Source organism: Streptomyces sp. NBC_01283, assembly GCF_041435335.1.
Classification (GTDB): Bacteria; Actinomycetota; Actinomycetes; order Streptomycetales; family Streptomycetaceae; genus Streptomyces.
On sequence record NZ_CP108430.1, the window covers coordinates 5,539,610 to 5,564,916 of the forward strand.

The following is a 25,307-nucleotide window of genomic DNA, read 5'->3' on the forward strand; positions in this document are numbered from 1 at the left end:
CTGCAGAGAGGGTTGGCCGTGACTGCTGATCTGTCCCAGATCGTGAAGGCGTACGACGTGCGCGGGGTGGTCCCGGACCAGTGGGACGAGTCCCTCGCCGAACTGTTCGGCGCGGCCTTCGCGAAGGTGACGGGCGCGGACGCGATCGTGACCGGGCACGACATGCGGCCGTCGTCGCCCGGCCTCTCCAGGGCCTTCGCGCGCGGGGCCGCCGCGCTCGGCGTGGACGTCACGGAGATCGGCCTCTGCTCGACGGACCAGCTCTACTACGCGTCGGGTGCGCTGAACCTGCCGGGTGCGATGTTCACGGCCTCGCACAACCCCGCGCAGTACAACGGCATCAAGATGTGCCGCGCGGGCGCCGCCCCAGTCGGCCAGGACACCGGCCTCGCCGAGATCCGCGCGCTCGTGGAGGGCTGGGCGGAGACCGGAGCCCCGGAGCCGGCGGCCACGCCAGGCGCCCTCACCGAGCGGGACACCCTCAAGGACTACGCGGCGCACCTGCGCGGCCTGGTGGACCTGACCTCCATCCGCCCCCTCAAGGTCGTCGTCGACGCGGGCAACGGCATGGGCGGGCACACCGTCCCGACGGTCTTCGAGGGCCTGCCGCTCACGCTCGTACCGATGTACTTCGAACTGGACGGCACGTTCCCGAACCACGAGGCCAACCCCCTCGACCCGAAGAACATCGTGGACCTGCAGCAGCGGGTGCGCGAGGAGGGCGCCGACCTCGGCATCGCCTTCGACGGCGACGCGGACCGCTGCTTCGTCGTCGACCAGGACGGCGCCCCGGTCTCCCCGTCGGCGATCACCGCCCTGGTCGCCTCGCGCGAGCTCGCGCGCAACGGCGGCAAGGGCACGGTCATCCACAACCTCATCACCTCCTGGTCGGTCCCCGAGGTCGTCCGGGAGAACGGCGGCACGCCGGTCCGCACCCGCGTGGGGCACTCCTTCATCAAGGAGGAGATGGCCAAGACGGGTGCGATCTTCGGCGGCGAGCACTCGGCGCACTACTACTTCCGTGACTTCTGGAACGCGGACACCGGCATGCTGGCCGCGCTCCACGTCCTCGCCGCGCTCGGCGGCCAGGACGGCCCGCTGTCGGGCCTCGTCGCCCAGTACGACCGCTATGCGGGCTCCGGCGAGATCAACTCCACGGTCGACGACCAGACGGCGCGCCTGGCCGCGATCAAGGAGAAGTACGCCGACCAGGAGGGCGTCACCCTCGACGAGCTGGACGGCCTCACGGTGACGTCCACGGACTGGTGGTTCAACGTCCGAGCCTCCAACACGGAACCCCTCCTGCGCCTGAACGTGGAAGCCCGCGACGAGGCCACCATGACGAGGACAAGGGACGAGGCCCTGACCATCATCCGAGCCTGACCCCTCCGCCTACGGCCTCGGTGGGCGCCCGCTCGCCGACGCCCGCCCACCCCGGCTGCCATGTCTGTCGCCAGCCGCCGTGCCGCGCCTGACCACCCAGTCCGCCCCGTTCGTGGGCAGGCGTTCCGCACGGCGGAACGGGTGGGCACAAACGCCCACCGGACCGCAGATGAGCAACGACAGTCGCCCCACCCGGGGGCCTGGGGCGAAGCCCCGGTGTGAGGGGCGGCCCCGGGCCCCCGGGGGAACCCGGGGCGAAGCCCCGCGCCCGCCCCACCCAAGGGGACCCGAGGCGAAGCCCCGGCCGTGCGCCCACTCAAGGCTCCGGGCCAGCGGTAGGCTGACCAGGCGACATCCCTCACCTCACCCGCTCGAAGGGACCCACCCCATGCCGCTCGAAGCCGGCCTCCTGGAGATCCTCGCCTGCCCGGCCTGCCACGCCCCCCTCAAGGAGGCGGACACGGAGCTGGTCTGCACGGCGGACGCGAAGGACTGCGGCCTCGCCTACCCCGTCCGGGACGGCATCCCCGTACTCCTCGTCGACGAGGCCCGCCGCCCCGCGTAAGGGCCCCGCAAGGCCGAGGCCGCACAAGGCCCCGCAAAACGGCCCCGCAAGGCCCGGCGTAACGACAAGAGGTGCGACCGGCGGCCCCCCGCCCCGTCGCCCGGCGAATCGGAGGCCCGACCCCATGCTCGACGAATCGCTCCTCGACGCCCCCGAGGCCCTCGCCGTGGCCGACCGCCGCGGCCTCCTCCGCGGTGCCGCGGAGGCAGGCGCCCGTGTCCGCACAGCGGTGCGGCACGCCACGGAGGCCGGGCTCACACAGCTCAAGCCGGACGGCCGCCCCCGAGCCATCCTGATCGCGGGCCCCGGCACGGCCGCCACAGCCGTGGCGGACCTGCTCGGCACCCTCGCGGGAGCCGGCTGCCCGGTCATCCGCCTCGCCCCCACCGGCGTGGCCCCCGCGGCAGGCGCCCTGCGCTGGGCGCTCCCCGGCTGGGCGGGCCCCCTGGACCTGCTGCTCATCGCCACCCCGGACGGCACGGAGCCGGGCCTCGAACTCCTCGCGGAGCAGGCCTACCGCCGCGGCTGCACGGTCGTGGCCGTCGCCCCCGCCCGCTCCCCGCTGGCCGAGGGCGTGGAGGGCTCGCACGGCCTCACGGTCGCGATGGCCACCTCCCCGTACGGGGAGTACGAAGCCCCGCACGACGGAGAACGCGCCTCCGAGTCGTACGAGGCGCGCCGCCTGGACGACGAGGCCGCCGCTTCAGCCCCCGCCACCCTCTGGGCCCTGCTCACCCCGCTCCTCATCCTCCTGGACCGCACCGGCCTGATCACCGCACCGGCCGAAACCCTGGAGAAGATCGCCGACCGCCTCGACCACGTCGCGGAACGCTGCGGCCCGGTCATCGCGACGTACAGCAACCCCGCCAAGACGCTCGCCGCCGAACTCGCCGAAGCCCTCCCGGTGATCTGGACCGAGGGCAGGATCGCGGGCCCGGTCGGCCGCCGCTTCGCCGCCGCTCTCGCCGAGCTCGCCGGACACCCCGCGGTCGCGGGCGAGCTGCCCGAATCCCTGCCCGCGCACGGCGCCCTGCTCGCGGGCAATCTCGCCCCGAGCGGCGACGGCGACGGAAGCGGTGACGACTTCTTCCGTGACCGCGTCGAGGACGCCCAGCAGCTCCGTGCCCGCGTCGTCCTGCTCCGCGACCGCCCGATCGACGCCGGAGGCCTCAGCGCCGCACCCGCGGCCCGCGAGCTCGCCCACGGCCACGACATCGCGATCAGCGAGCTCGAGCCGGAGGACGGCGATGAGCTGGAAGCCCTCGCGGAGCTGATCGCCGTCACGGATTTCGCCGCCGTTTACCTGGCGCTCGCCCCGAAGGACGGATCATGACCCCAGCCCGGTCATGACCTGAGACCCGGCACGGCACGCCGACGCACGGCACCGCCACGCACGGCATCGCCCCGCACCGACTCGCACAGCTTCGCGGCACCGCACACCGCAGCGCACTCCACTCCACCGCACTGCACCGCCTCGCACCGCGTACGTACGTAAGGGAGAACCCCTCCGTGGACCGCCTCACCAACACCATCCGCCCCTACGCCTGGGGTTCCACCACCGCCATCGCGGAGCTCCTCGGCGTCGAGCCGACCGGTGAGCCGCAGGCCGAGATGTGGATGGGCGCCCACCCCGGCGCCCCCTCGCGCACCGAACGCGGCCCACTCGACGAAGTCATCGACGAGGACCCGGGACACGAGCTCGGCCGGGCGACGGTCGCCAAGTTCGGCCCGCGCCTGCCCTTCCTCCTCAAGCTCCTCGCCGCGGGCGCCCCGCTCTCCCTCCAGGTGCACCCCGACCTTGAGCAGGCGCGGGAGGGTTACGAGGACGAGGAGAGCCGCGGCGTCCCGATCGACGCCCCGAACCGCAACTACAAGGACGCCAACCACAAGCCCGAACTGATCTGCGCGCTCACCGAGTTCGACGGCCTCTGCGGCTTCCGCGACCCCGTCGAGGCCGCGGACCTCCTGGCGGGACTTGGCGTCGACTCCCTGAAGCCGTACGTCGATCTGCTGCACGCCAAGCCAGAGGACGGCGCCCTGCGCGAGGTCCTGACGGCCGTCCTGACCGCGGACCCCGAGGAGATGGCCGCGACCGTCACCGAGGTCACCGAGGCCGCCGAGCGGCTCGGCGGCGCGTACACCCCGTACGCGGGCATCGCGCACCACTACCCCGGCGACGCAGGCGTCATCGCGGCCATGCTCCTCAACCACGTCCGGCTGCAGCCCGGCGAGGCCCTGTTCCTCGGCGCCGGAGTCCCGCACGCCTACCTCGACGGCCTCGGCGTCGAGATCATGGCCAACTCGGACAACGTGCTGCGCTGCGGCCTGACCCCCAAGCACGTCGACGTACCCGAACTCCTGCGCATCGTCCGCTTCGAGCCGACCGAGCCCGGAGTCCTGCGCCCAGAGGCCGCGCCCGACGGCGAAGAGGTCTACGACACCCCGATCGACGAGTTCCGCCTCTCCCGCTTCGTCCTGTCCGAGGGCGCCGCATCGCACGACCTCACCGACGCCACACCGCAGATCCTGCTCTGCGTCGCGGGCACGGTCCGGGTGGGCGACGCCGGGGAACTCACGCCCGGACAGTCCGTGTTCGTCCCCGCCGACGAAAAGGCCGAAGTGTCCGGAGTGGGCACGGTATTCCGTGCCACTGTGGTGGCCTGACTCACCACCAGTCCCTCGTGCTGCAACAATGACCCACCGCAAAGGCCGGGCAAAGCGGCGGCAGTGGACGATGAACGTACGCAGGCGAAGGGACAACGGGCACACATGAGCGCGTCAGGCGGAACAAAGGCGATTGTCGCGGCACTCGGCGCGAATCTCGCGATCGCGGTGGCGAAGTTCGTCGCGTTCATCTTCAGTGGCTCGTCGTCGATGCTCGCCGAGAGCGTGCACTCGCTCGCGGACTCGGGCAACCAGGGGCTGCTGCTCCTCGGCGGCAAGAAGGCGCAGCGCGAGGCGACCCCGCAACACCCCTTCGGGTACGGGCGCGAGCGCTACATCTACGCCTTCCTGGTCTCCATCGTGCTCTTCTCGGTCGGCGGCATGTTCGCGATCTACGAGGGCTACGAAAAGATCAAGCACCCGCACGAGATCGAGCACTGGTACTGGCCGGTCGGCGTCCTGGTGTTCGCGATCATCGCCGAGGCGTTCTCCTTCCGTACGGCCATCAAGGAGTCGAACCACACGCGCGGCAGCCTGACGTGGACGCAGTTCGTCCGCCGCGCGAAGGCCCCCGAGCTGCCGGTCGTGCTCCTGGAGGACCTGGGCGCGCTGGTCGGTCTGGTCCTGGCCCTGATCGGCGTAGGCCTGGCGCTCGGCACCGGCGACGGCGTCTGGGACGGCATCGGCACCCTCTGCATCGGCATCCTGCTGATCGTGATCGCGATCGTCCTCGCGGCGGAGACCAAGTCCCTGCTCCTCGGCGAGGCCGCGGGCACGGAGGAGGTCCAGAAGATCGAGAAGGCCCTGGTCGACGGCGAGACGGTCACCCGCGTCATCCACATGCGCACGCTGCACCTCGGCCCCGAGGAACTCCTCGTCGCCGCCAAGGTCGCCGTGCAGCACGACGACACGGCCGCCGAGGTGGCCGCCGCCATAAACGCCGCCGAGGAGCGCATCCGCGCGGCGGTCCCGATCGCCCGCGTGATCTACCTGGAGCCCGACATCTACAGCGAGGCGGCGGCAGCCGAGGGCACGAACCCGGCGAAGGCACCGGGCGGCCACTGACCTTCCGCTGTTCCCGTACGTCGATGGGGCCCCGCACCGTGCAGGTGCGGGGCCCCATCGACGTAACTCACCCACCGGTCACCGCACCTCGCGCAGCACCGCGAGGATCGCCGCCTCGTCGGGCGCCGCCTCAAGACGCTCACGGAACCCGGTGTCCATCAGCTTCCGCGACAGCAGCGCGAGGATCCGTAGATGCTCGTCGCCCGCGGCGGCCTCCGGCACGGAGATCATGAAGATGAGCTTGGCCTTCGTACCGTCGAGCGCACCCCACTCGATGCCCTCCGCCGACCGCGCGAATCCGACGACCGGCGAGGCCACCGCGTCGGTCTTGGCGTGCGGGATGGCGATCTCCTCGCCGAGCCCCGTGGTGCCCTGGGCCTCGCGGCGTAGAGCGGTTTGCACGAGCTCCTCGACGTCGTTCACCTTGCCGGTGGCGGCGAGGAGGTTCGCCATCTCACGGATCGCGGAGTCCTTGTCGGCGGAATCCAGCCGGACCTTCACGGTCCGCTCGGTGAGATAGCCGGAGAGGACCTCGTCGTCCTCTGTGGGGGAGGCGGCGGCTACGGGTGCGGCTGCCGCCGGGGCAGGCGCGGCAGCGGCCTTCTGCGGGGTCGTGGACGCCCCTGAACCGGACGCCCCGGAACCGACAGCTGCGGCACCCACGCCCGCGAGCACCGGCTCGGGACCACCCGGTACGTCGACGACCGGCGCCCCACGGCGCTTGCGCTCGCTGATGTCGACCAGGGCGACCGTCGTGAGGGCGGTGACGACGGCACCGATGGCGACAGCGATGAAGAACATCGGCACGCCGCCGACGGCGCCCAGGACCGCCACGATCGGCCCGCCGTGCGGCACCGCGTCCTCGACGCCCGCCTGACCGGCGATCGCACCGGCGACGGCGCCACCGAGCATGTTCGCGGGAATGACCTGCGCGGGCCGGGCCGCCGCGAAGGGGATAGCTCCCTCCGAGATGCCGAAGAAGCCCATGAACAAGGCGGCCAGACCGGTCTCCCGTTCCTGCTCGCTGTAGAGCCGCTTGCGGATCAGCGTCGCGAGGCCCTGCCCGAGGGGCATGACCGGAATCGCGGCGGCACACATGCCCATGACGGTCTGGTTGCCGGTCGCGATGAGCCCCGCGCCGAACAGGAACGCCGTCTTGTTGACGGGACCGCCCATGTCGAACGCGATCATCAGACCGAGGATCGCGCCGAGCAGGATCGCGCTGGTCCCGGTCATGCCGCTGAGCCAGCTGGTCAGATGCTCGAAGATCCACGAGATCGGTTTTCCGATGACGTAGATGAAGAAAAGACCGAGTGCCGTGGTCGAGATGATGGGGATCACGATGATCGGCATGATCGGCTGGGCGAACTTCGGGACCTTGATCTTCTTGATCCACAGCACCAGATAACCGGCGAGGAAGCCGGTCACGATGGCGCCGATGAAGCCCGCGCCCGCCTTGGAGTCGTAGAGGTCACCGGTGTTGGCGATCCAGCCGCCGATCATGCCGGGCACGAGGGCGGGCCGGTCGCCGATGGCATACGCGATGTAGCCGGACAGGATCGGGACCATCAGCGTGAAGCCGATGACGCCGATCTGGTTGACGTGCATCCAGAACGAGTCGTCGGGAATGACGAGCCCGCCCTTGGGGTCGGTGTGTCCGCCGAGCGACAGCGAGATCGCGATCAGCAACCCCCCGACCACGACGAACGGAATCATGTACGAGACGCCGTTCATCAGCGCCTTGTACGCGAGGCTCCGCTCCTTGCCGCCGCCCCCGCCACCGCCGGAGGCAGTCCCGGCGGATCCGCCGCCACCGCCTCCGCCGTGCACGGGCGCGCTCCGCACCTGCTCGATGAGCCGCTCCGGGTGGCTGATGCCCTCGGACACGCCGACGGACAGCACGCGCTTGCCCACGAAACGGCTGCGGTCGACGTCCTTGTCGGCGGCGATGATGATGCCGTCAGCATCCCTGACATCGTTGTCAGTCAAGACGTTCTCAGCCCCGATGGAGCCCTGCGTCTCCACCTTCATGCCGACGCCGAGGCTCTCCGCGGCCTGCGAGAGCTTCTCCGCCGCCATGTACGTGTGGGCGATACCGGTCGGACAGGCGGTCACCGCGAGCAGCTTGAGCTTCTTCTGCTCGCCGTCGCTCCCGCCTATGGGGGGATCGGCCGGACGGGTCACGTGGATCTCCTAACGCCTTTAACGCCTTCGTCAAACAAGATCGCGCAAATGTTCCCGATCTCAAGGCATCCTGCAACACGCGCGCGCAGGTTCAAAAGCGCAAAGGTCCCGAATGTGCAGGTCCGTCGCCCTGTCCGCAGGCGCGGAGGCGGCAGCGCACCCGCCCGCGCGCCGGGGGAGGCGGGCTGGGGCTCGCTGGGCCAATCGGTGTAGCTTTGTGACCGAGCCAGACGTCGCTGCTGATGGCGGTCGGGCGGGGCCTGCATGGGCACCGTCCGAGGGAGAGAGGGCCTCCGACGGACTGCGCTGCTGCGCGCCGGTGCTCTTCTGTGCCGTCGTCGCAGGTCAGCCATGTCCACCCACCCTCGATCGATCCCCCGAGGAGCAGCTCACCAATGTCGACTCTCATCAACGGCCAGGACTTCAAGGTCGCCGATCTCTCCCTGGCCGCCTTCGGCCGCAAGGAGATCACCCTCGCCGAGCACGAGATGCCCGGCCTGATGTCGATCCGCAAGGAGTTCGCCGCCAGCCAGCCGCTGGCCGGCGCCCGCATCATGGGCTCGCTGCACATGACCGTGCAGACCGCCGTCCTCATCGAGACCCTGGTCGCCCTGGGCGCCGAGGTCCGCTGGGTCTCCTGCAACATCTTCTCGACCCAGGACCACGCGGCCGCGGCCATCGCCGTCGGCCCGAACGGCACCCCGGACGACCCCCAGGGCATCCCGGTCTTCGCCTGGAAGGGCGAGACCCTCGAGGAGTACTGGTGGTGCACGGAGCAGGCGCTGACCTGGCCGAACACCCCCACCGGCGGCCCGAACATGATCCTGGACGACGGTGGCGACGCCACCCTCCTCGTCCACAAGGGCGTCGAGTACGAGAAGGACGGCAAGGTCCCGTCCGAGGACACCGCCGAGTCGGACGAGCACCGCGTCATCCTGCAGCTCCTCAACCGCACCATCACCGAGGGCTCGCAGAAGTGGACCCAGCTCGCCTCGGAGATCCGCGGCGTGACCGAGGAGACCACGACGGGCGTCCACCGCCTGTACGAGATGCACCGTGACGGCACCCTCCTCTTCCCGGCGATCAACGTGAACGACGCCGTGACGAAGTCGAAGTTCGACAACAAGTACGGCTGCCGCCACTCGCTGATCGACGGCATCAACCGCGCCACGGACGTCCTCATCGGCGGCAAGACCGCTCTCGTCTGCGGTTACGGCGACGTGGGCAAGGGCTGCGCGGAGTCCCTGCGCGGCCAGGGCGCGCGCGTGATCGTCACGGAGGTCGACCCGATCTGCGCGCTGCAGGCGGCGATGGACGGCTTCCAGGTCACCACGCTCGACGAGGTCGTCGACAAGGTCGACATCTTCGTCACCACGACCGGCAACAAGGACATCATCATGGCCTCGGACATGGCCAAGATGAAGCACCAGGCGATCGTCGGCAACATCGGCCACTTCGACAACGAGATCGACATGGCCGGCCTCGCCAAGATCCCCGGCATCGTCAAGGACGAGGTCAAGCCGCAGGTCCACACCTGGACGTTCCCCGACGGCAAGGTCCTCATCGTCCTCTCCGAGGGCCGCCTGCTGAACCTGGGCAACGCCACGGGCCACCCGTCCTTCGTGATGTCCAACTCCTTCGCGGACCAGACCCTGGCCCAGATCGAGCTGTTCACCAAGCAGGAGGAGTACCCGACCGACGTCTACGTGCTCCCGAAGCACCTGGACGAGAAGGTCGCCCGCCTCCACCTGGACGCGCTGGGCGTCAAGCTCACGACCCTCCGCCCGGAGCAGGCCGCGTACATCGGCGTCGAGGTAGAGGGCCCGTACAAGCCCGACCACTACCGCTACTGACCCACCCCGACCGAGGCCCCACCAAGGACCCCGGCCCACATCACCCGCAGGCCCCCACCCACCCGGGCGGGGGCCTGCACCCGTAGCGGCGCCAGCCTTGGCCCAGCACGGCTGCGGACCCGCAGTTGCTCCTGACCAGAAGTGCGGACCGCCCAGGGTGCACCTGGGCCACCCGCCGACATGAGCACCCAGAAGCCTTACGGACCCACCTCGAACCCCACGCCGAGCGAAGAAGCCCTGCCCCACGGCGAACCCGGCCCACAGCTGCCCCCGGCCCCGGCGGGACTCCTCTCGGCCGCCCCGCCCCGCAGTCCGACTCCGTCCCGTAGTCGCCCCGGCCCACAGCAGACCTCGCCTCCACCGCAGACCTCGGCCCGCAGTGGGCTTCTCCCCGCAGGCCGGCCAGGCCTACAGCCGACCCGGCCCACAACCGACCCAGCCCTCCGACGAGAATTCAGGTACCCGGAACGCGTCCCCGGCCGAGACCGCGCCTTGGCCGCGGCCTAGAAGCGGGCCCCCCGGCCCAGCCCCCGGCTAGACCCCGCCCCCGACAAGGACCGAGCCCCATGCCCCGCGGCCACTATTCGCTTCACGATCCGCACGATCACACCCCCCTGGGTGAAGAACACTTCCACTGCGCCCCCGGCCCCTCCGGCTGGCGCTACGTCTCTCAGCGCAATGCGCCCTCAGGCGAGCCCACCGGCTCCGTGGACCTCGCGCTCGACGAACTCGGCCGCCCCATCCGGCTCGAACTGCACGCGGGGGACTGGCAGATCCGCGCCGCGGCGATCGACGGCGTCACGTGGGTACGCACCGACCCCACCGGCACCCACGCCACCGAGGACAACGCCCCCGCCCACGCCTTCACCGGCACATCCCCCGCCTTCCTCGTCGCGACCACACGACTCCTGCGTCTCACCCCCGCTTCCCCCGCGACCCGCGTACGGCTCGTCGCCTTCACCGACCCGGTCCTCGCCCCCCGCACCCTCGACCAGTCCTGGGCCCTGCTGAAAAGCGAAGCACACGCCACTGACAACGGCCCCCTGATCGTGGACGAATACCAGGTCACAGCCCTGGACACCGGCGAGCAGCACGCCATCCACATCGCCGGCGACGTCGTCCTCTCCGCCCCCGGCCTCGAGCTCGAGAACCTCGAATCCCCACCCTCGACGTTCGCCTGACCCAGGCCCTCCCTACGCGGGCGGCACGAACCCGGTGCCGGACGGGGCGGTTTCCGCGCCCTTCGCCTCTTCCGGCCCGGCCGGATGGACCGGGTAAGCCTGAGGCAGGGGAGCCGGCTGAGAGACAGGCCCCGGCGGCACAGCACCTCCCGGACAACCCCCAGGCACAGCACCTCCTGGCACCGTGTATTCGGGAGCTGCGCCGAACGCCCGCCGAGCATCCCGCGCCTGCCGCTCCTGCACGACCGCGGCCAGGTACGCCGCCGGCGGAACACCCTGCGGAGCCGGAGCCCCCGTACGTTCCACGAGATCTCCCGCAAGCCGCTCCGCCATCGCCCAGCCCACCTGCGGGTCCAACTGCCCCATCCGCGTCAGGTACTGCCTGATCGCGAGCCACAGCCCCTCAGGCACTCCGGACAGATCGAGCCCGGAGAACCGCCCCGCGAGCCAAGGCGGCGGCGGAGGAATGAAAGCCGTCTGCCCGACAGGCACCCGCTCCCGTACGACCAGCGTCCCCGCGAACACATCCCCTAGGCGCCGCCCACGCGCCGAGACCAGCGAAGCGATGCAGGCGACGGCCCCGAACGTCGCCAGAATCTCGATGACTCCCACCGCCCCTCGCACCAACGCGTGCCGGAAACGAATCGGGCCCCCGTCGTCCCGCACCACCCGCAGCCCGCACGCCATCTTGCCCAGCGACCGCCCATGGCTGAGCGTCTCCACCGCGATCGGCCCACCGACCAGGATCAGCACAAAACTGGCTACGGCGACCGCCGCGGCCGCCGCGTCGTCCAACGAAGACGTGGAAGCCACGATCGCCACGGTCACCCCCAGGTAGACCGCCACCGCCACCACCAGGTCGATCAGTACGGCGAGCCCACGACTCGGCAGCTTCGCCGGGCGCAGCTCGAGCGCCACCGCCTCGCCCGTCACAAGCTCACTCACGCCAGCCGCCCTTCCCTGCCCTGCCCTCGGAACGGCCAGTCTGCCAAGCTGAGGCAGCATCGCGCCGCAGTACGAGGAGCAGCCACCTGATGGACCTCGACGTCTTCGTGTCCGCCCACCGAGCGGAGTGGGACCGACTCGACGCCCTGCTGCGCCGCCAGCGCCGCCTCAACGGAGCCGAGACCGACGAACTGGTCACCCTCTACCAACGCACCGCCACCCACCTCTCGCTCATCCAGTCGAGCACCCCGGACCCGCAGCTCACCGGCCGGCTCACCCGCCTCGTGGCACGCGCGCGTAGTGCGGTGACAGGCACCCGCCGGGCTTCCTGGCGCGACGCCACTCACTTCCTGAGCCACGGTTTCCCGGCAGCGGTCTACCGCTCCCGCCACTGGTGGGTGCCCACAGCTCTTCTCTCCACGCTCCTCGCGGCCGTCATCGGCTGGTGGATCGCCACGCACCCGGAGGTCCAGTCCTCCATCGCGGCCCCCGGCGAACTGCGCGAGCTCACCCGCCCCGGCGGTGAGTACGAGACGTACTACTCAAGCCACCCGGCGGCCTCGTTCGCCGCCCAGGTGTGGACGAACAACGCGCAAGCAGCAGCCATGTGCCTGGTCCTGGGCGCCTTTCTCTGCTTCCCCGTCATCTGGATCCTCTTCCAGAACATGCTGAACCTGGGCGTCGGCATCGGCCTGATGTCCTCCGCCGGCCGCCTCGACACCTTCCTGGGACTGGTCCTCCCGCACGGCCTCCTGGAACTGACCGCGGTGTTCGTAGCCGCCGGCACAGGACTGCGCCTCGGCTGGACCCTCATCGATCCGGGCCCGCGCCCACGCCGAACCGCCCTCGCGGAAGAGGGCCGAGCGGCCCTGGGCATGGCCGTGGGCCTGGCCCTGGTCCTGTTCATCTCCGGAGCCATCGAAGGCTTCGTCACCCCCTCCGGCCTGCCCACCTGGGCCCGCATCAGCATCGGAATCGCCGCTGAACTGGCCTTCCTCGCCTACGTATACGTCCTGGGCGGCAGGGCGGTACGAGCCGGCGCCACGGGCGACCTGGACCCCACCGAGCGCAGCGCCACGGTCCCCACCGCGGCGTGATGTGCATCCGCCCCCGCTGGCCTGCTAGTCTCCTCGACGCCCCAAGAAAACCGTTGACACGGAGGGACTGGGGAGGTAGATTCGAACAGTTGCCTAGAGCTGGACAAGTCCAGCGGCGGCAGTTAATATCTGCCTGCTTCTTGATTCTCATAAGCCAAGAAGCCGCACCCCGATAAATCGGAAAATCCAGGCCGGTAAGACCGGCCGAAAACTTCTGATAAAGTCGGACTCGCCGGAAAGGGAAACGCGAAAGCCGAAAGGCCGGAGCGGGAACCGGAAAGGCACCGAGGAAATCGGACACGAAAGAGTCTGATAGAGTCGGAAACGCAAGAACAGCAAGACAAAAGAAACACCGAAGGGAAGCGCCCGGAGGAAAGCCCGAGAGGGTGAGTACAAAGGAAGCGTCCGTTCCTTGAGAACTCAACAGTGTGCCAAAAGTCAACGCCAGATATGTTGATACCCCGTCTACCGGAACATTGTTCTGGTGGCGAGGTTCCTTTGAAGAAAACATCAGCGAGGACGCTGTGAACCGGAAGATTATTCCTCTTCCTGGTTCCGCTCAACGCGGATGTGCACCGGATTACCGGTAAACATTCACGGAGAGTTTGATCCTGGCTCAGGACGAACGCTGGCGGCGTGCTTAACACATGCAAGTCGAACGATGAAGCCTTTCGGGGTGGATTAGTGGCGAACGGGTGAGTAACACGTGGGCAATCTGCCCTGCACTCTGGGACAAGCCCTGGAAACGGGGTCTAATACCGGATGATATCCCCTCTCGCATGGGAGGGGGTTGAAAGCTCCGGCGGTGCAGGATGAGCCCGCGGCCTATCAGCTAGTTGGTGAGGTAGAAGCTCACCAAGGCGACGACGGGTAGCCGGCCTGAGAGGGCGACCGGCCACACTGGGACTGAGACACGGCCCAGACTCCTACGGGAGGCAGCAGTGGGGAATATTGCACAATGGGCGAAAGCCTGATGCAGCGACGCCGCGTGAGGGATGACGGCCTTCGGGTTGTAAACCTCTTTCAGCAGGGAAGAAGCGAAAGTGACGGTACCTGCAGAAGAAGCGCCGGCTAACTACGTGCCAGCAGCCGCGGTAATACGTAGGGCGCAAGCGTTGTCCGGAATTATTGGGCGTAAAGAGCTCGTAGGCGGCTTGTCACGTCGGTTGTGAAAGCCCGGGGCTTAACCCCGGGTCTGCAGTCGATACGGGCAGGCTAGAGTGTGGTAGGGGAGATCGGAATTCCTGGTGTAGCGGTGAAATGCGCAGATATCAGGAGGAACACCGGTGGCGAAGGCGGATCTCTGGGCCATTACTGACGCTGAGGAGCGAAAGCGTGGGGAGCGAACAGGATTAGATACCCTGGTAGTCCACGCCGTAAACGGTGGGAACTAGGTGTTGGCGACATTCCACGTCGTCGGTGCCGCAGCTAACGCATTAAGTTCCCCGCCTGGGGAGTACGGCCGCAAGGCTAAAACTCAAAGGAATTGACGGGGGCCCGCACAAGCAGCGGAGCATGTGGCTTAATTCGACGCAACGCGAAGAACCTTACCAAGGCTTGACATATACCGGAAAGCATCAGAGATGGTGCCCCCCTTGTGGTCGGTATACAGGTGGTGCATGGCTGTCGTCAGCTCGTGTCGTGAGATGTTGGGTTAAGTCCCGCAACGAGCGCAACCCTTGTTCTGTGTTGCCAGCATGCCCTTCGGGGTGATGGGGACTCACAGGAGACTGCCGGGGTCAACTCGGAGGAAGGTGGGGACGACGTCAAGTCATCATGCCCCTTATGTCTTGGGCTGCACACGTGCTACAATGGCAGGTACAATGAGCTGCGAAGCCGCAAGGCGGAGCGAATCTCAAAAAGCCTGTCTCAGTTCGGATTGGGGTCTGCAACTCGACCCCATGAAGTCGGAGTTGCTAGTAATCGCAGATCAGCATTGCTGCGGTGAATACGTTCCCGGGCCTTGTACACACCGCCCGTCACGTCACGAAAGTCGGTAACACCCGAAGCCGGTGGCCCAACCCCTTGTGGGAGGGAGCTGTCGAAGGTGGGACTGGCGATTGGGACGAAGTCGTAACAAGGTAGCCGTACCGGAAGGTGCGGCTGGATCACCTCCTTTCTAAGGAGCATCTAGATTCCGCAAGGAATCCAGAGCCACTACGTCGGCAAATGTTCGACGGTGGTTAGCTCATGGGTGGAACGTTGACTATTCGGCACGATCGGTTTGAGGACTGTAAGTACTGCTTCGGCGTGGAAAACAGGATCTTGGATGGGTCGGGTCGGGCACGCTGTTGGGTATCTGAGGGTATGGCCGTATGGCTGCCTTCACTGCCGACCCCGGTGTAAGTCTGCTTCGGCGGGCTGTGACGGGTGGTTGGTCGTTGTTTGAGAACTGCACAGTGGACGCGAGCATCTGTGGCCAAGTTTTTAAGGGCGCACGGTGGATGCCTTGGCACCAGGAACCGATGAAGGACGTGGGAGGCCACGATAGTCCCCGGGGAGTCGTCAACCAGGCTTTGATCCGGGGGTTTCCGAATGGGGAAACCCGGCAGTCGTCATGGGCTGTCACCCGCTGCTGAACACATAGGCAGTGTGGAGGGAACGCGGGGAAGTGAAACATCTCAGTACCCGCAGGAAGAGAAAACAACCGTGATTCCGGGAGTAGTGGCGAGCGAAACCGGATGAGGCCAAACCGTATACGTGTGAGACCCGGCAGGGGTTGCGTGTGCGGGGTTGTGGGATCTCTCTTTCACAGTCTGCCGACTGTGAGACGAGTCAGAAACCGTTGATGTAGGCGAAGGACATGCGAAAGGTCCGGCGTAGAGGGTAAGACCCCCGTAGTCGAAACATCAGCGGCTCGTTTGAGAGACACCCAAGTAGCACGGGGCCCGAGAAATCCCGTGTGAATCTGGCGGGACCACCCGTTAAGCCTAAATATTCCCTGGTGACCGATAGCGGATAGTACCGTGAGGGAATGGTGAAAAGTACCGCGGGAGCGGAGTGAAATAGTACCTGAAACCGTGTGCCTACAAGCCGTGGGAGCGTCGCTGTATGTGCTTGCACATACAGTCGTGACTGCGTGCCTTTTGAAGAATGAGCCTGCGAGTTTGCGGTGCGTTGCGAGGTTAACCCGTGTGGGGAAGCCGTAGCGAAAGCGAGTCCGAATAGGGCGATTCAGTAGCGCGCTCAAGACCCGAAGCGGAGTGATCTAGCCATGGGCAGGTTGAAGCGGCTGTAAGAGGTCGTGGAGGACCGAACCCACCAGGGTTGAAAACCTGGGGGATGACCTGTGGTTAGGGGTGAAAGGCCAATCAAACTCCGTGATAGCTGGTTCTCCCCGAAATGCATTTAGGTGCAGCGTCGTGTGTTTCTTGCCGGAGGTAGAGCACTGGATAGGCGATGGGCCCTACCGGGTTACTGACCTTAGCCAAACTCCGAATGCCGGTAAGTGAGAGCACGGCAGTGAGACTGTGGGGGATAAGCTCCATGGTCGAGAGGGAAACAGCCCAGAGCATCGACTAAGGCCCCTAAGCGTACGCTAAGTGGGAAAGGATGTGGAGTCGCAGAGACAACCAGGAGGTTGGCTTAGAAGCAGCCACCCTTGAAAGAGTGCGTAATAGCTCACTGGTCAAGTGATTCCGCGCCGACAATGTAGCGGGGCTCAAGCGTACCGCCGAAGTCGTGTCATTGCAGTAATAAGCCCCAACGGGTGCTGTGATGGGTAGGGGAGCGTCGTGTGCCGGGTGAAGCTGCAGCGGAAGCTAGTGGTGGACGGTTCACGAGTGAGAATGCAGGCATGAGTAGCGATACATACGTGAGAAACGTGTGCGCCGATTGACTAAGGGTTCCTGGGTCAAGCTGATCTGCCCAGGGTAAGTCGGGACCTAAGGCGAGGCCGACAGGCGTAGTCGATGGATAACCGGTTGATATTCCGGTACCCGCTGTGAAGCGTCAAACATCGAGCCCATTGATGCTAAGGCCGTGAAGCCGTCCTGGAGCCTTCGGGCAAAGGGAAGTGGTGGAGCCGCCGGTCCAAGGTGGTAGTAGGTGAGTGATGGGGTGACGCAGGAAGGTAGTTCAGCCCGGGCGGTGGTAGTCCCGGGGTAAGGGTGTAGGGCGTGTGATAGGTAAATCCGTCACGCATTAAGCCTGAGACCTGATGCCGAGCCGATTGTGGTGAAGTGGATGATCCTATGCTGTCGAGAAAAGCCTCTAGCGAGTTTCATGGCGGCCCGTACCCTAAACCGACTCAGGTGGTCAGGTAGAGAATACCGAGGCGTTCGGGTGAACTATGGTTAAGGAACTCGGCAAAATGCCCCCGTAACTTCGGGAGAAGGGGGGCCATCACCGGTGATCGGATTTACTCCGTGAGCTGGGGGTGGCCGCAGAGACCAGCGAGAAGCGACTGTTTACTAAAAACACAGGTCCGTGCGAAGCCGTAAGGCGATGTATACGGACTGACGCCTGCCCGGTGCTGGAACGTTAAGGGGACCGGTTAGTGCACTTTCGGGTGTGCGAAGCTGAGAACTTAAGCGCCAGTAAACGGCGGTGGTAACTATAACCATCCTAAGGTAGCGAAATTCCTTGTCGGGTAAGTTCCGACCTGCACGAATGGCGTAACGACTTCTCGACTGTCTCAACCATAGGCCCGGTGAAATTGCACTACGAGTAAAGATGCTCGTTTCGCGCAGCAGGACGGAAAGACCCCGGGACCTTTACTACAGTTTGATATTGGTGTTCGGTTCGGCTTGTGTAGGATAGGTGGGAGACTTTGAAGCGGGCACGCCAGTGTTCGTGGAGTCAACGTTGAAATACCACTCTGGTCGTGCTGGATGTCTAACCTGGGTCCGTGATCCGGATCAGGGACAGTGTCTGATGGGTAGTTTAACTGGGGCGGTTGCCTCCCAAAGAGTAACGGAGGCGCCCAAAGGTTCCCTCAGCCTGGTTGGTAATCAGGTGTTGAGTGTAAGTGCACAAGGGAGCTTGACTGTGAGACCGACGGGTCGAGCAGGGACGAAAGTCGGGACTAGTGATCCGGCGGTGGCTTGTGGAAGCGCCGTCGCTCAACGGATAAAAGGTACCCCGGGGATAACAGGCTGATCTTCCCCAAGAGTCCATATCGACGGGATGGTTTGGCACCTCGATGTCGGCTCGTCGCATCCTGGGGCTGGAGTCGGTCCCAAGGGTTGGGCTGTTCGCCCATTAAAGCGGTACGCGAGCTGGGTTTAGAACGTCGTGAGACAGTTCGGTCCCTATCCGCTGTGCGCGTAGGAATATTGAGAAGGGCTGTCCCTAGTACGAGAGGACCGGGACGGACGAACCTCTGGTGTGCCAGTTGTCCTGCCAAGGGCATGGCTGGTTGGCTACGTTCGGAAAGGATAACCGCTGAAAGCATCTAAGCGGGAAGCCTGCTTCGAGATGAGTATTCCCACCCCCTTTGAGGGGTTAAGGCTCCCAGTAGACGACTGGGTTGATAGGCCAGATCTGGAAGCCCGGTAACGGGTGGAGGTGACTGGTACTAATAGGCCGAGGGCTTGTCCTCAGTTGCTCGCGTCCACTGTGTTGGTTCTGAAACCACGAACAACCCCGTATGTCGGGCCACGACTACGGTGCGGTTGACAGTTTCATAGTGTTTCGGTGGTCATAGCGTGAGGGAAACGCCCGGTTACATTCCGAACCCGGAAGCTAAGCCTCACAGCGCCGATGGTACTGCAGGGGGGACTCTGTGGGAGAGTAGGACGCCGCCGAACTATTATTGACGGGAAACCCCCGCACCCTCTGGGTGCGGGGGTTTTCTGCGTTCCAGGCCCTTCGACGCCGTCGAAGGGCCTTTTTCTATTTCTCTGTCCAGTCTCTCCAGTCAGAGGCGGCCGACTGCCTTTAGGGACAGGTATGCGTCTGCCAGGGCGGGGGCCAAATCGGTGGGGGTGGCGTCCACGACTGTGACTCCGTGGCGAATGAGTTGTTCTACCGTGCGGTGGCGTTCCGCGTGGGCCTGGGCGGCGGCCGCAGCTTCGTACACGGCTTCTGTTGTTCCGCGGGCCTTGGACATTTCCTCTATGTGAGGATCGGCCACCGATGCCAGGAGGACTGTGTGGCGTTGGGTGAGTCGAGAGAGCACCGGGAGCAGGCCTTCCTCGATGGGGGCTGCGTCCAGGCTGGTCAGCAGCACTATCAGCGAGCTGCGGGTCGCGGTGCGGAGAGCTGTTGAGGTCAGGCCTCTGGCGTCCGTTTCGACGAGCTCCGGTTCGAGCGTGGCCAGGGCGTTGACGACAGAGGGGAGTACGTCGCCTGCTGCCTTGCCCTGCACCAGGGCGCGTACGCGGCGGTCGTAGGCGAGGAGATCCACTCGGTCTCCCGCCCGGGAGGCCAGGGCCGCGAGGAGCAGGGCCGCGTCCATCGAGGCGTCGAGGCGCGGGGCGTCGCCGACGCGGCCCGCTGAGGTGCGGCCCGTGTCGAGGACCAGCAGGATGTGGCGGTCGCGTTCGGGGCGCCAGGTGCGGATGGCGACCGTGGACCGGCGGGCGGTGGCGCGCCAGTCGATGGAGCGGGTGTCGTCGCCGGGGACGTAATCGCGGAGGCTGTCGAACTCTGTGCCCTGACCGCGGGTCAGGACGCTGGTGCGGCCGTCGAGTTCACGGAGGCGGGCCAGCTTGGACGGGAGGTGCTTCCGGCTGGTGAAGGGGGGCAGGACCCGGAGCGTCCACGGGACCTGGTGGCTGCCCTGGCGGGTGAGGAGGCCGAGGGGACCGTACGAGCGGATGGTGACGCGGTCGGACTGGTGATCGCCTCGACGGGTGGGGCGCAGGCGGGTGGTGAGGCGGCGGCGCTCGCCCGGAGGGATCGTCAGGCGGTGCCGGGAGGCATCGACTTCGGTGCCGGGCTGCCAGCTGCTGGGGGGCCAGGCGTCGCGGAGGCGGGCGCGCAGGGGGCGGCCGGAGGGGTTGGTGACGGTCAGCTCGACGTCGGCGGATTCCCCGAGGCGTACGGAGGTGTCGCCTGCGCGGGTCAGGCCGAGGCGGCGTACGGGGGCGGCCAGGGCGAAGTCGCAGGCGCAGGCCAGGGCCAGCGGGGCGTTCACGGCGAGGATGCCTGTCCAGCTGGGGTCCCAGATGCCCACGGGGAGGCTGCCCAGGGCCGCCAGGAGCGCTGTGCGGCCGGTGAGGGCCATCAGCGGGGGACCGGGACGTGGGCGAGGATCGCGTTGATCACGGAGTCCGCTGTCACGCCCTCCATCTCGGCCTCCGGGCGGAGTTGGACGCGGTGGCGGAGGGTGGGCAGGGCGAGGGCCTTCACGTCGTCCGGGATGACGTAGTCGCGGCCCGTCAGCCAGGCCCAGGCGCGGGCCGTCGAGAGGAGCGCGGTCGCGCCTCGGGGGGAGACGCCGAGGGTGAGGGACGGGGACTCGCGTGTGGCGCGGACGATGTCGACCACGTACGCGGTGATCTCGGGGGAGACGGATGTCTTGGCGACCGCGGCGCGGGCGGCTTCCAGGTCGGCGGGGCCTGCCACGGGGCGGATGCCGGCGGCGTGCAGGTCGCGGGGGTTGAAGCCTTCCGCGTGGCGCGTGAGGACGTTGATCTCGTCCTGGCGGGAGGGGAGGGGGACGGTCAGCTTGAGGAGGAAACGGTCCAGCTGGGCTTCGGGAAGAGGGTATGTGCCCTCGTACTCGACCGGGTTCTGGGTGGCTGCGACGAGGAAGGGTTCGGGGAGCGGGCGCGGGGTGCCGTCCACGGTGACCTGGCGTTCCTCCATCGCTTCGAGGAGGGAGGACTGGGTCTTGGGAGGGGTGCGGTTGATCTCGTCGGCGAGGAGGAGGTTGGTGAAGACGGGGCCCGGCTGGAATGAGAACTCGGTGGAGCGGGCGTCGTAGATGAGGGAGCCGGTGACGTCGCTCGGCATCAGGTCGGGGGTGAACTGGACGCGCTTGGTGTCGAGTTCGAGGGATGCGGCGAGGGCGCGCACGAGGAGCGTCTTGGCCACTCCGGGGACGCCTTCGAGGAGGACGTGGCCGCGGCAGAGGAGGGCCACGACGAGGCCCGTCACCGCGGGGTCCTGGCCGACCACGGCCTTGGAGATCTCGGTGCGCAGGGACTCCAGGGAGGAGCGGGCGCTGCCGGAGCTCCCGGCGTTGTCAGTGGTCGGGTCCATCATGAAGTACGTACCTCTCTTTCGAGGGCGTCGAGTTGGTCGGTGAGGGTGATGAGGGCTGCGTCGTTGCCCGGGGGCGGGCCGAAGAGGAGGGGGTGCAGGTCCTGGTTGGGGGTGCGGAGCCTGGCGGACAGGGCGGGGAGCAGGGTCTCGGGCGCGTGCGCCTGGGCGGGGGAGACGCCGATGAGGGGGGCGATGCGGGTGCGGGTGGCCGAGCGGAGTGCTGCGGCGGCGCGGTCGCGGGCGTTCGCCTTGCGGTAGAGGCGGGCGCGGCCTTCGACGGTCTCGGAGGCGCGGATGGCCACGGGGAGGCGTTCGAGGACCAGCGGGCCGAGGCGGCGGGCGCGCCACAGGGCGGTGAGTGCGGCGGCGATGGTGAGTTGCAGGGTGCCCCATCGCCAGCCGGCGGGGATGAGGTCGAAGAAGCCGCGGTCGGCGTTGTCGTCGGTCGCCGCGTTGTCGGAGAGCGAGGGGAGATACCACACCAAGTGGGGGCGGGAGCCGAGGAGTTGCAGGGCCAGTGAGGCGTTGCCCTGCTTGTCGAGGCGGTCGTTGAAGAGGATGTCGGGGGCGCCGAGTACGACGGTGTCGCCGGGCCCGTCGGCGGCCGGGAGCCGCAGCAGGCTGGGGAGGCCGTCGCTGAGGTAGCAGGCTTCGGCGTTCGGAGCGAGGGTGTCGTAGCGGAGGCCGCCCGCGTCTGCTGAGCCCGCGCGTTCGGCGGCGGGCAGGGAGCAGCGGGGGGAGAGCGTCGAGTCGAGGCTGGGGGTGGCGTCCGCGGTGACTCCGGGCGCGAGGGCGCTGACCGAGGGGGTGCCGGGGGCGAGGAGCACGGTGCGGCCTCGGGAGCCCTTGGTGGCTTCGCGGAGGCGTGACTGCTGGCGCTCGGTGAGCCGGTCGGGGGTCGTCACCAGGAGCGTGGTGTCCGGTCCTGCCGCTGCCCTGGCCTCTTCGGAGGTGGTGACCACGCGGGTGGATACGCCGCGGTCGGCGAGGAGTTCGGCGACCGCGCGGCTGCCGTAGGTGTCGGCCGAGCGCGGGTCGAGGCGACCGTGCTGGCCGCTGGAGCGGACGGCCGCGAGGGCGATGGCGGCTGCCAGGAGGACGACCAGGGCGAGGAGGATGCCGCGGGTCTTGGTCCAGAGTTGGCGGGGGGTGGGGGCTGAGGAGGTGGGGGCGGGGGACCTTGGGGCGGGGGACGGGGAGGGGGAGCCGTTGGTGCCGGTGCCGGTGTTGGCGTCGGTGCGGGTGTTGGCGTCGGTGCGGGTGCGGGTGCGGGTGCGGGTGCCGGTGTTGGCGTCGCTGTCTCTGCTGTCGCTGCCGCCGTTGCTGGGCTCGGTGTTGGGTTCCGGGGTGAGCACTGTGGTGGATGGTGCCGTGGCCTTGCGGGCGGTCGTTGTGGTGGCGGGGGTCGCGGGAGCGGTTGCGGTGGCTCCGGTGGAGATGCCGTTGTCGCTCACGCTCCGGCGCGGCCGCCCGCTGGCGCGGGTGGTGTTTTCGCCGTTGCCGTTGCTGCTGCCGCTGTCGTCGTGGCTGCCGCTGCTGCCGCCGTCGCCGCCGTCGCCGTGGCTGCTGCCGCTGCCGCCGTCACTGTCGCTGTCGCTGCCGCTGTCGTCGTCGCCGTGGCTGCTGCAGCTGTCGTCGCTGCCGCTACTGCCGTCGTCGCTGCCGCCGTCGCTGTCGTCGTGGTTGCCGCCGCTGCCGTCGTCGTCGCTGCCGTCGTCGCTGCTGCTGCCGTCGTCGTCGCTGCCGTCGTCGCTGCTGCTGCCGCCTTCGCCGCTGCCGCCGTCGCCGCTGCTGCCGCCTTCGCCGCTGCCGTCATCGTCGCTGCTGGGCCGGGTGTTGGTGTCGTCTTTGTCTGTCCTGCTGGCGGGGCTGACGCTGGTTTCGGGCTGGTGTGTGTTCTCGTTGGGGCTGGGGTCGGTCTCGTGTTCGTTCTTGGTCGCGCTGTCGCCTGTGCTGGGGGTGGGCTCGTCCTTGTCGCCGGTCGTCTTGGCGTCGGCGATGTTCTCGGGTCTGTTGGGGTCCTGGGGGGCCGTCAATTCGGGGCTCCCTGGGGGGTGGGGCTCAGGATTGGTTTTGTTTGGGTGAGGGACTTGTCCAGGGTGGTCAGGCGGTCGTACATCGGCTCCGTGGCGGTGCGGGCGCCGTACGTGATGGCGTCGAAGACCTGCGCCGCCGCGTGGAGTTCGGAGGCGTGGGCCGGGAGGGGGAGCGAGGCCTCCGCCGCGGCTTCGTCCGCTGTGCGGCCGGGGCGGGGGTCCAGGAGGGCGCGTTCCTCCAGGGCACGGACCATCGCCCGCATGCGCTCCTGGACGGCTTGGTTCCAGTGGCCCTGGGCGGCGTGTGCCTCGGCGGCGGCGCGGTGTTCCGCCGCGGTGCGCGGGCGGTCGTCGAAGAGGGCGGGGGCCGAAGAGGTGGGGGCGCGGTGCGGGGTGCCCAGGCGCCACCAGAGAGCCGCGGCGAGGGCAAGGACCGCGATGACGATGACCAGGAGGCCGAGGGTGCCGCCCGGGGTCGCCCCCGAGGCGGCGGTGAACAGTCCGTCGACCCAGTCCCAGAAGCCGTCCAGGGCGCGCTGCAGGAGGCCGGGGTCGTTCTCGTGATAGGGCGGCTTGGACAGTTCACGCTCGGCTGCCTCCCGCGCGGGGTTGCGCGGGATCGTCACCGGGGGGTCGTCGTTGCCGCCGGTGCGTCGTGCCAGTTGTGCGAGTCGCGTGAGTTGTGCGAGCAGTCCTGAACCGTGCAGCACTGACCCCGTCACCGCATCAGCTCCCGTTGGTGCCGGGGGCGTTGGAGCCGTTGTCGCCCTGGAGGCCTGCCGCGCGTGCCAGTTCGAGGTCGAGGGCCTCGCGGCGGATCCGCTGGTCGATGTAAAGGAGGACCGTGACGCCGGCGGTGATCGGGAACGTCAGCATGGAGCCGATGATCGAGCCGATGCCGCTGACGATCAGGAAGGTCCAGCCGAGGTCGCCGGTGCCGCCGTCGAGGAAGCCGGTGACTCCGTCGCCGCTCAGCGCGCCCGCGATGAGCGTGAAGGGGATGACGATGATCGACGCCACTACGTTGGCGATGACCGCGGCGAGCAGCTGGATGCCGAACACCCGCCACCAGGAGCCGCGGACCAGCTTCACCGAGCGGGTCATCGACTTCTTCACGCCCTGCTTCTCCAGCATGAGGGCGGGCGAGGCGAGCGAGAAGCGGACCAGCAGCCAGATGGCGACGACACCGGCCGCGAATCCACCGAGGACGGCGAGGCTGATGCCCGCGTCGGACGCACCTGCCACCGCGATCAGCACGCCGGGCAGGGTGCCCGCGGCGACGATCGCCATGCCGATGAGCGGCAGCAGCAGCGTCAGGCCGATCAGCTTCGGCAGCCGCGGCCTGGCGTCCTGCCAGGCCTCGGCCGTGGTGACCGACTTACCGAGCACCGCACGGCTGGTGACCATCGTGAGCAGGGCGGTGGCGACGATCGTGCCGAGCAGGGTGATCAGCAGGAGCACGCCGGAGCTCAGCAGGGTGTCGCCCAGGGCGCGGGTCAGCTCGCCGACGGTCGCGCTCGGGTCGTCCAGGGCGTCCGTGGAGGCGCTGTCGTCGAGGACGAGCCCCTGCAAGAGGATGACGATGATCTCCGTGAACACGGCCACGGCGAGGGAGATGCCGAGCACCGTGCGCCAGTGCGTACGCATCGTGGAGACCGCGCCGTCCAGGATCTCGCCGACGCCGAGGGGGCGCAGCGGGATGACGCCGGGCTTGGCGGCGGGCGGCGGGCCCTGCCAGGCGCCCCAGCCGGGGTAGCCGCCGGGTCCGTCCGGCCTGCCGGGTCCACCGGGGCCGGGGCCGCCGGGGCGTCCGCCGCCCCAGCCACTGCCGGGCGGCGGCGGAGGAGGCGGGGTCTGACCGGGTGCCGGCGGGCTGGGGGCGGACCACTGGGCGGGCGGCGGCTGCTCCTTGGACCACTTCGAGGCCGGACCGTCGGGCCGGCCGGCGGCCGCGGAGGGCTCAGCGGGCTCAGCGGGCTCGGCGGGCTCGGCGGGCTCGGCGGGCTCGGCGGGTTCGCGCTTGCCGGAGTCCTGTCCGTCGTCGGAGGGGGCAGATCCGGGCGAAGCCCAGCCCGGAGTGTCGTTCATCGTCGCTCCTTCACGGTGCCCGCCCGCGGTCGCGGCGGCAGGTTGCCAGCCATCGTGCCACGGCACACCCGTGCGGTGACCGGGCAGCGTAT

14 protein-coding genes, 3 rRNA genes and 1 pseudogene are annotated in these 25,307 nt (G+C 68.1%); 11 read left to right on the plus strand and 7 right to left on the minus strand.

Translation table 11 applies throughout. From position 1 onward, the window contains the following. The first annotated feature begins 18 nt into the window (after nucleotides 1–18). From OG302_RS25305 to OG302_RS25325, 5 genes are all read left to right on the plus strand, one after another. Nucleotides 19–1,383 carry a phosphomannomutase/phosphoglucomutase gene (locus OG302_RS25305; RefSeq protein WP_371528867.1) on the plus strand — a complete coding sequence of 455 codons (1,365 nt, stop codon included), beginning with the start codon at nucleotides 19–21 and terminating at the stop codon, nucleotides 1,381–1,383. A gap of 388 nt (nucleotides 1,384–1,771) precedes the next feature. Continuing rightward, on the plus strand, nucleotides 1,772–1,948 hold the full coding sequence (locus OG302_RS25310) for a Trm112 family protein (protein ID WP_361832750.1): 177 nt from the start codon (nucleotides 1,772–1,774) through the stop codon (nucleotides 1,946–1,948). Nucleotides 1,949–2,072: 124 nt separating this feature from the next. Then, a complete protein-coding gene (locus OG302_RS25315; RefSeq protein WP_371528868.1) occupies nucleotides 2,073–3,281 on the plus strand; it encodes an SIS domain-containing protein in 1,209 nt (402 codons plus the stop codon). A gap of 176 nt (nucleotides 3,282–3,457) precedes the next feature. Further along, a complete protein-coding gene (gene manA, locus OG302_RS25320; RefSeq protein ID WP_371528869.1) occupies nucleotides 3,458–4,612 on the plus strand; it encodes a mannose-6-phosphate isomerase, class I in 1,155 nt (384 codons plus the stop codon). A gap of 105 nt (nucleotides 4,613–4,717) precedes the next feature. Continuing rightward, nucleotides 4,718–5,677, plus strand: coding sequence for a cation diffusion facilitator family transporter (locus OG302_RS25325; RefSeq protein WP_361832756.1), 960 nt, complete (start codon nucleotides 4,718–4,720; stop codon nucleotides 5,675–5,677). A 78-nt stretch (nucleotides 5,678–5,755) separates the two neighbouring features. Here the strand turns inward: OG302_RS25325 and OG302_RS25330 are convergent, their stop codons facing one another. After that, complete coding sequence (locus OG302_RS25330) at nucleotides 5,756–7,861, minus strand: fructose-specific PTS transporter subunit EIIC (protein ID WP_371528870.1); 2,106 nt, start codon at nucleotides 7,859–7,861, stop codon at nucleotides 5,756–5,758. 395 nt (nucleotides 7,862–8,256) lie between these two features. Between OG302_RS25330 and ahcY the strand changes: the two genes are divergently transcribed. Continuing rightward, nucleotides 8,257–9,714 carry an adenosylhomocysteinase gene (gene ahcY / locus OG302_RS25335; RefSeq protein WP_371528871.1) on the plus strand — a complete coding sequence of 486 codons (1,458 nt, stop codon included), beginning with the start codon at nucleotides 8,257–8,259 and terminating at the stop codon, nucleotides 9,712–9,714. 566 nt (nucleotides 9,715–10,280) lie between these two features. Continuing rightward, a complete protein-coding gene (locus OG302_RS25340) occupies nucleotides 10,281–10,895 on the plus strand; it encodes a hypothetical protein (RefSeq protein WP_371528872.1) in 615 nt (204 codons plus the stop codon). Nucleotides 10,896–10,907: 12 nt separating this feature from the next. Here the strand turns inward: OG302_RS25340 and OG302_RS25345 are convergent, their stop codons facing one another. After that, entirely contained in the window at nucleotides 10,908–11,840 is a 933-nt protein-coding gene (locus OG302_RS25345; RefSeq protein ID WP_371528873.1) for an RDD family protein, read from the minus strand. Between the two features lie 89 nt (nucleotides 11,841–11,929). Here OG302_RS25345 and OG302_RS25350 point away from each other — a divergent pair, with 89 nt between their 5' ends. From OG302_RS25350 to rrf, 4 genes are all read left to right on the plus strand, one after another. Beyond that, nucleotides 11,930–12,937, plus strand: coding sequence for a stage II sporulation protein M (locus OG302_RS25350; RefSeq protein WP_371528874.1), 1,008 nt, complete (start codon nucleotides 11,930–11,932; stop codon nucleotides 12,935–12,937). Between the two features lie 593 nt (nucleotides 12,938–13,530). After that, nucleotides 13,531–15,056, plus strand: a 16S ribosomal RNA gene (locus OG302_RS25355). Nucleotides 15,057–15,354: 298 nt separating this feature from the next. Then, nucleotides 15,355–18,479: ribosomal RNA gene (locus tag OG302_RS25360) — 23S ribosomal RNA — on the plus strand. A gap of 91 nt (nucleotides 18,480–18,570) precedes the next feature. Further along, a 5S ribosomal RNA gene (gene rrf, locus OG302_RS25365) occupies nucleotides 18,571–18,687 on the plus strand. Together the 16S, 23S and 5S rRNA genes form the textbook arrangement of a ribosomal RNA operon. A gap of 110 nt (nucleotides 18,688–18,797) precedes the next feature. Here rrf and OG302_RS25370 read toward each other — a convergent pair. From OG302_RS25370 to OG302_RS25390, 5 genes and pseudogenes are all read right to left on the minus strand, one after another. After that, nucleotides 18,798–20,108, minus strand: coding sequence for a DUF58 domain-containing protein (locus OG302_RS25370; protein ID WP_371528875.1), 1,311 nt, complete (start codon nucleotides 20,106–20,108; stop codon nucleotides 18,798–18,800). Beyond that, a complete protein-coding gene (locus tag OG302_RS25375) occupies nucleotides 20,108–21,088 on the minus strand; it encodes an AAA family ATPase (RefSeq protein ID WP_371528876.1) in 981 nt (326 codons plus the stop codon). The genes OG302_RS25370 and OG302_RS25375 overlap by 1 nt, the downstream gene beginning before the upstream one ends. Then, a pseudogene (locus OG302_RS25380) lies at nucleotides 21,088–22,257 on the minus strand (DUF4350 domain-containing protein); the annotation flags it as partial. The pseudogene OG302_RS25380 and the gene OG302_RS25375, both read right to left, overlap by 1 nt. A gap of 866 nt (nucleotides 22,258–23,123) precedes the next feature. Next, the gene (locus tag OG302_RS25385) at nucleotides 23,124–23,819 is read right to left on the minus strand and encodes a DUF4129 domain-containing protein (protein ID WP_371750227.1); all 696 of its coding nucleotides are present in this window, start codon (nucleotides 23,817–23,819) and stop codon (nucleotides 23,124–23,126) included. Nucleotides 23,820–23,853: 34 nt separating this feature from the next. Continuing rightward, a complete protein-coding gene (locus OG302_RS25390; RefSeq protein WP_371528877.1) occupies nucleotides 23,854–25,215 on the minus strand; it encodes a glycerophosphoryl diester phosphodiesterase membrane domain-containing protein in 1,362 nt (453 codons plus the stop codon). Nucleotides 25,216–25,307 lie beyond the last annotated feature (92 nt).

What these genes read in the sequence shown, in the direction of transcription:
- OG302_RS25310 (WP_361832750.1), top strand. Translation starts at nt 1,772, where the DNA reads ATGCCGCTCGAAGCCGGCCTCCTGGAGATCCTCGCCTGCCCGGCCTGC.
- OG302_RS25315 (WP_371528868.1), top strand. Translation starts at nt 2,073, where the DNA reads ATGCTCGACGAATCGCTCCTCGACGCCCCCGAGGCCCTCGCCGTGGCC.
- OG302_RS25325 (WP_361832756.1), top strand. Translation starts at nt 4,718, where the DNA reads ATGAGCGCGTCAGGCGGAACAAAGGCGATTGTCGCGGCACTCGGCGCG.
- ahcY (WP_371528871.1), top strand. Translation starts at nt 8,257, where the DNA reads ATGTCGACTCTCATCAACGGCCAGGACTTCAAGGTCGCCGATCTCTCC.
- OG302_RS25340 (WP_371528872.1), top strand. Translation starts at nt 10,281, where the DNA reads ATGCCCCGCGGCCACTATTCGCTTCACGATCCGCACGATCACACCCCC.
- OG302_RS25350 (WP_371528874.1), top strand. Translation starts at nt 11,930, where the DNA reads ATGGACCTCGACGTCTTCGTGTCCGCCCACCGAGCGGAGTGGGACCGA.
- OG302_RS25370 (WP_371528875.1), bottom strand. Translation starts at nt 20,108, where the DNA reads ATGGCCCTCACCGGCCGCACAGCGCTCCTGGCGGCCCTGGGCAGCCTC.
- OG302_RS25375 (WP_371528876.1), bottom strand. Translation starts at nt 21,088, where the DNA reads ATGGACCCGACCACTGACAACGCCGGGAGCTCCGGCAGCGCCCGCTCC.
- OG302_RS25390 (WP_371528877.1), bottom strand. Translation starts at nt 25,215, where the DNA reads ATGAACGACACTCCGGGCTGGGCTTCGCCCGGATCTGCCCCCTCCGAC.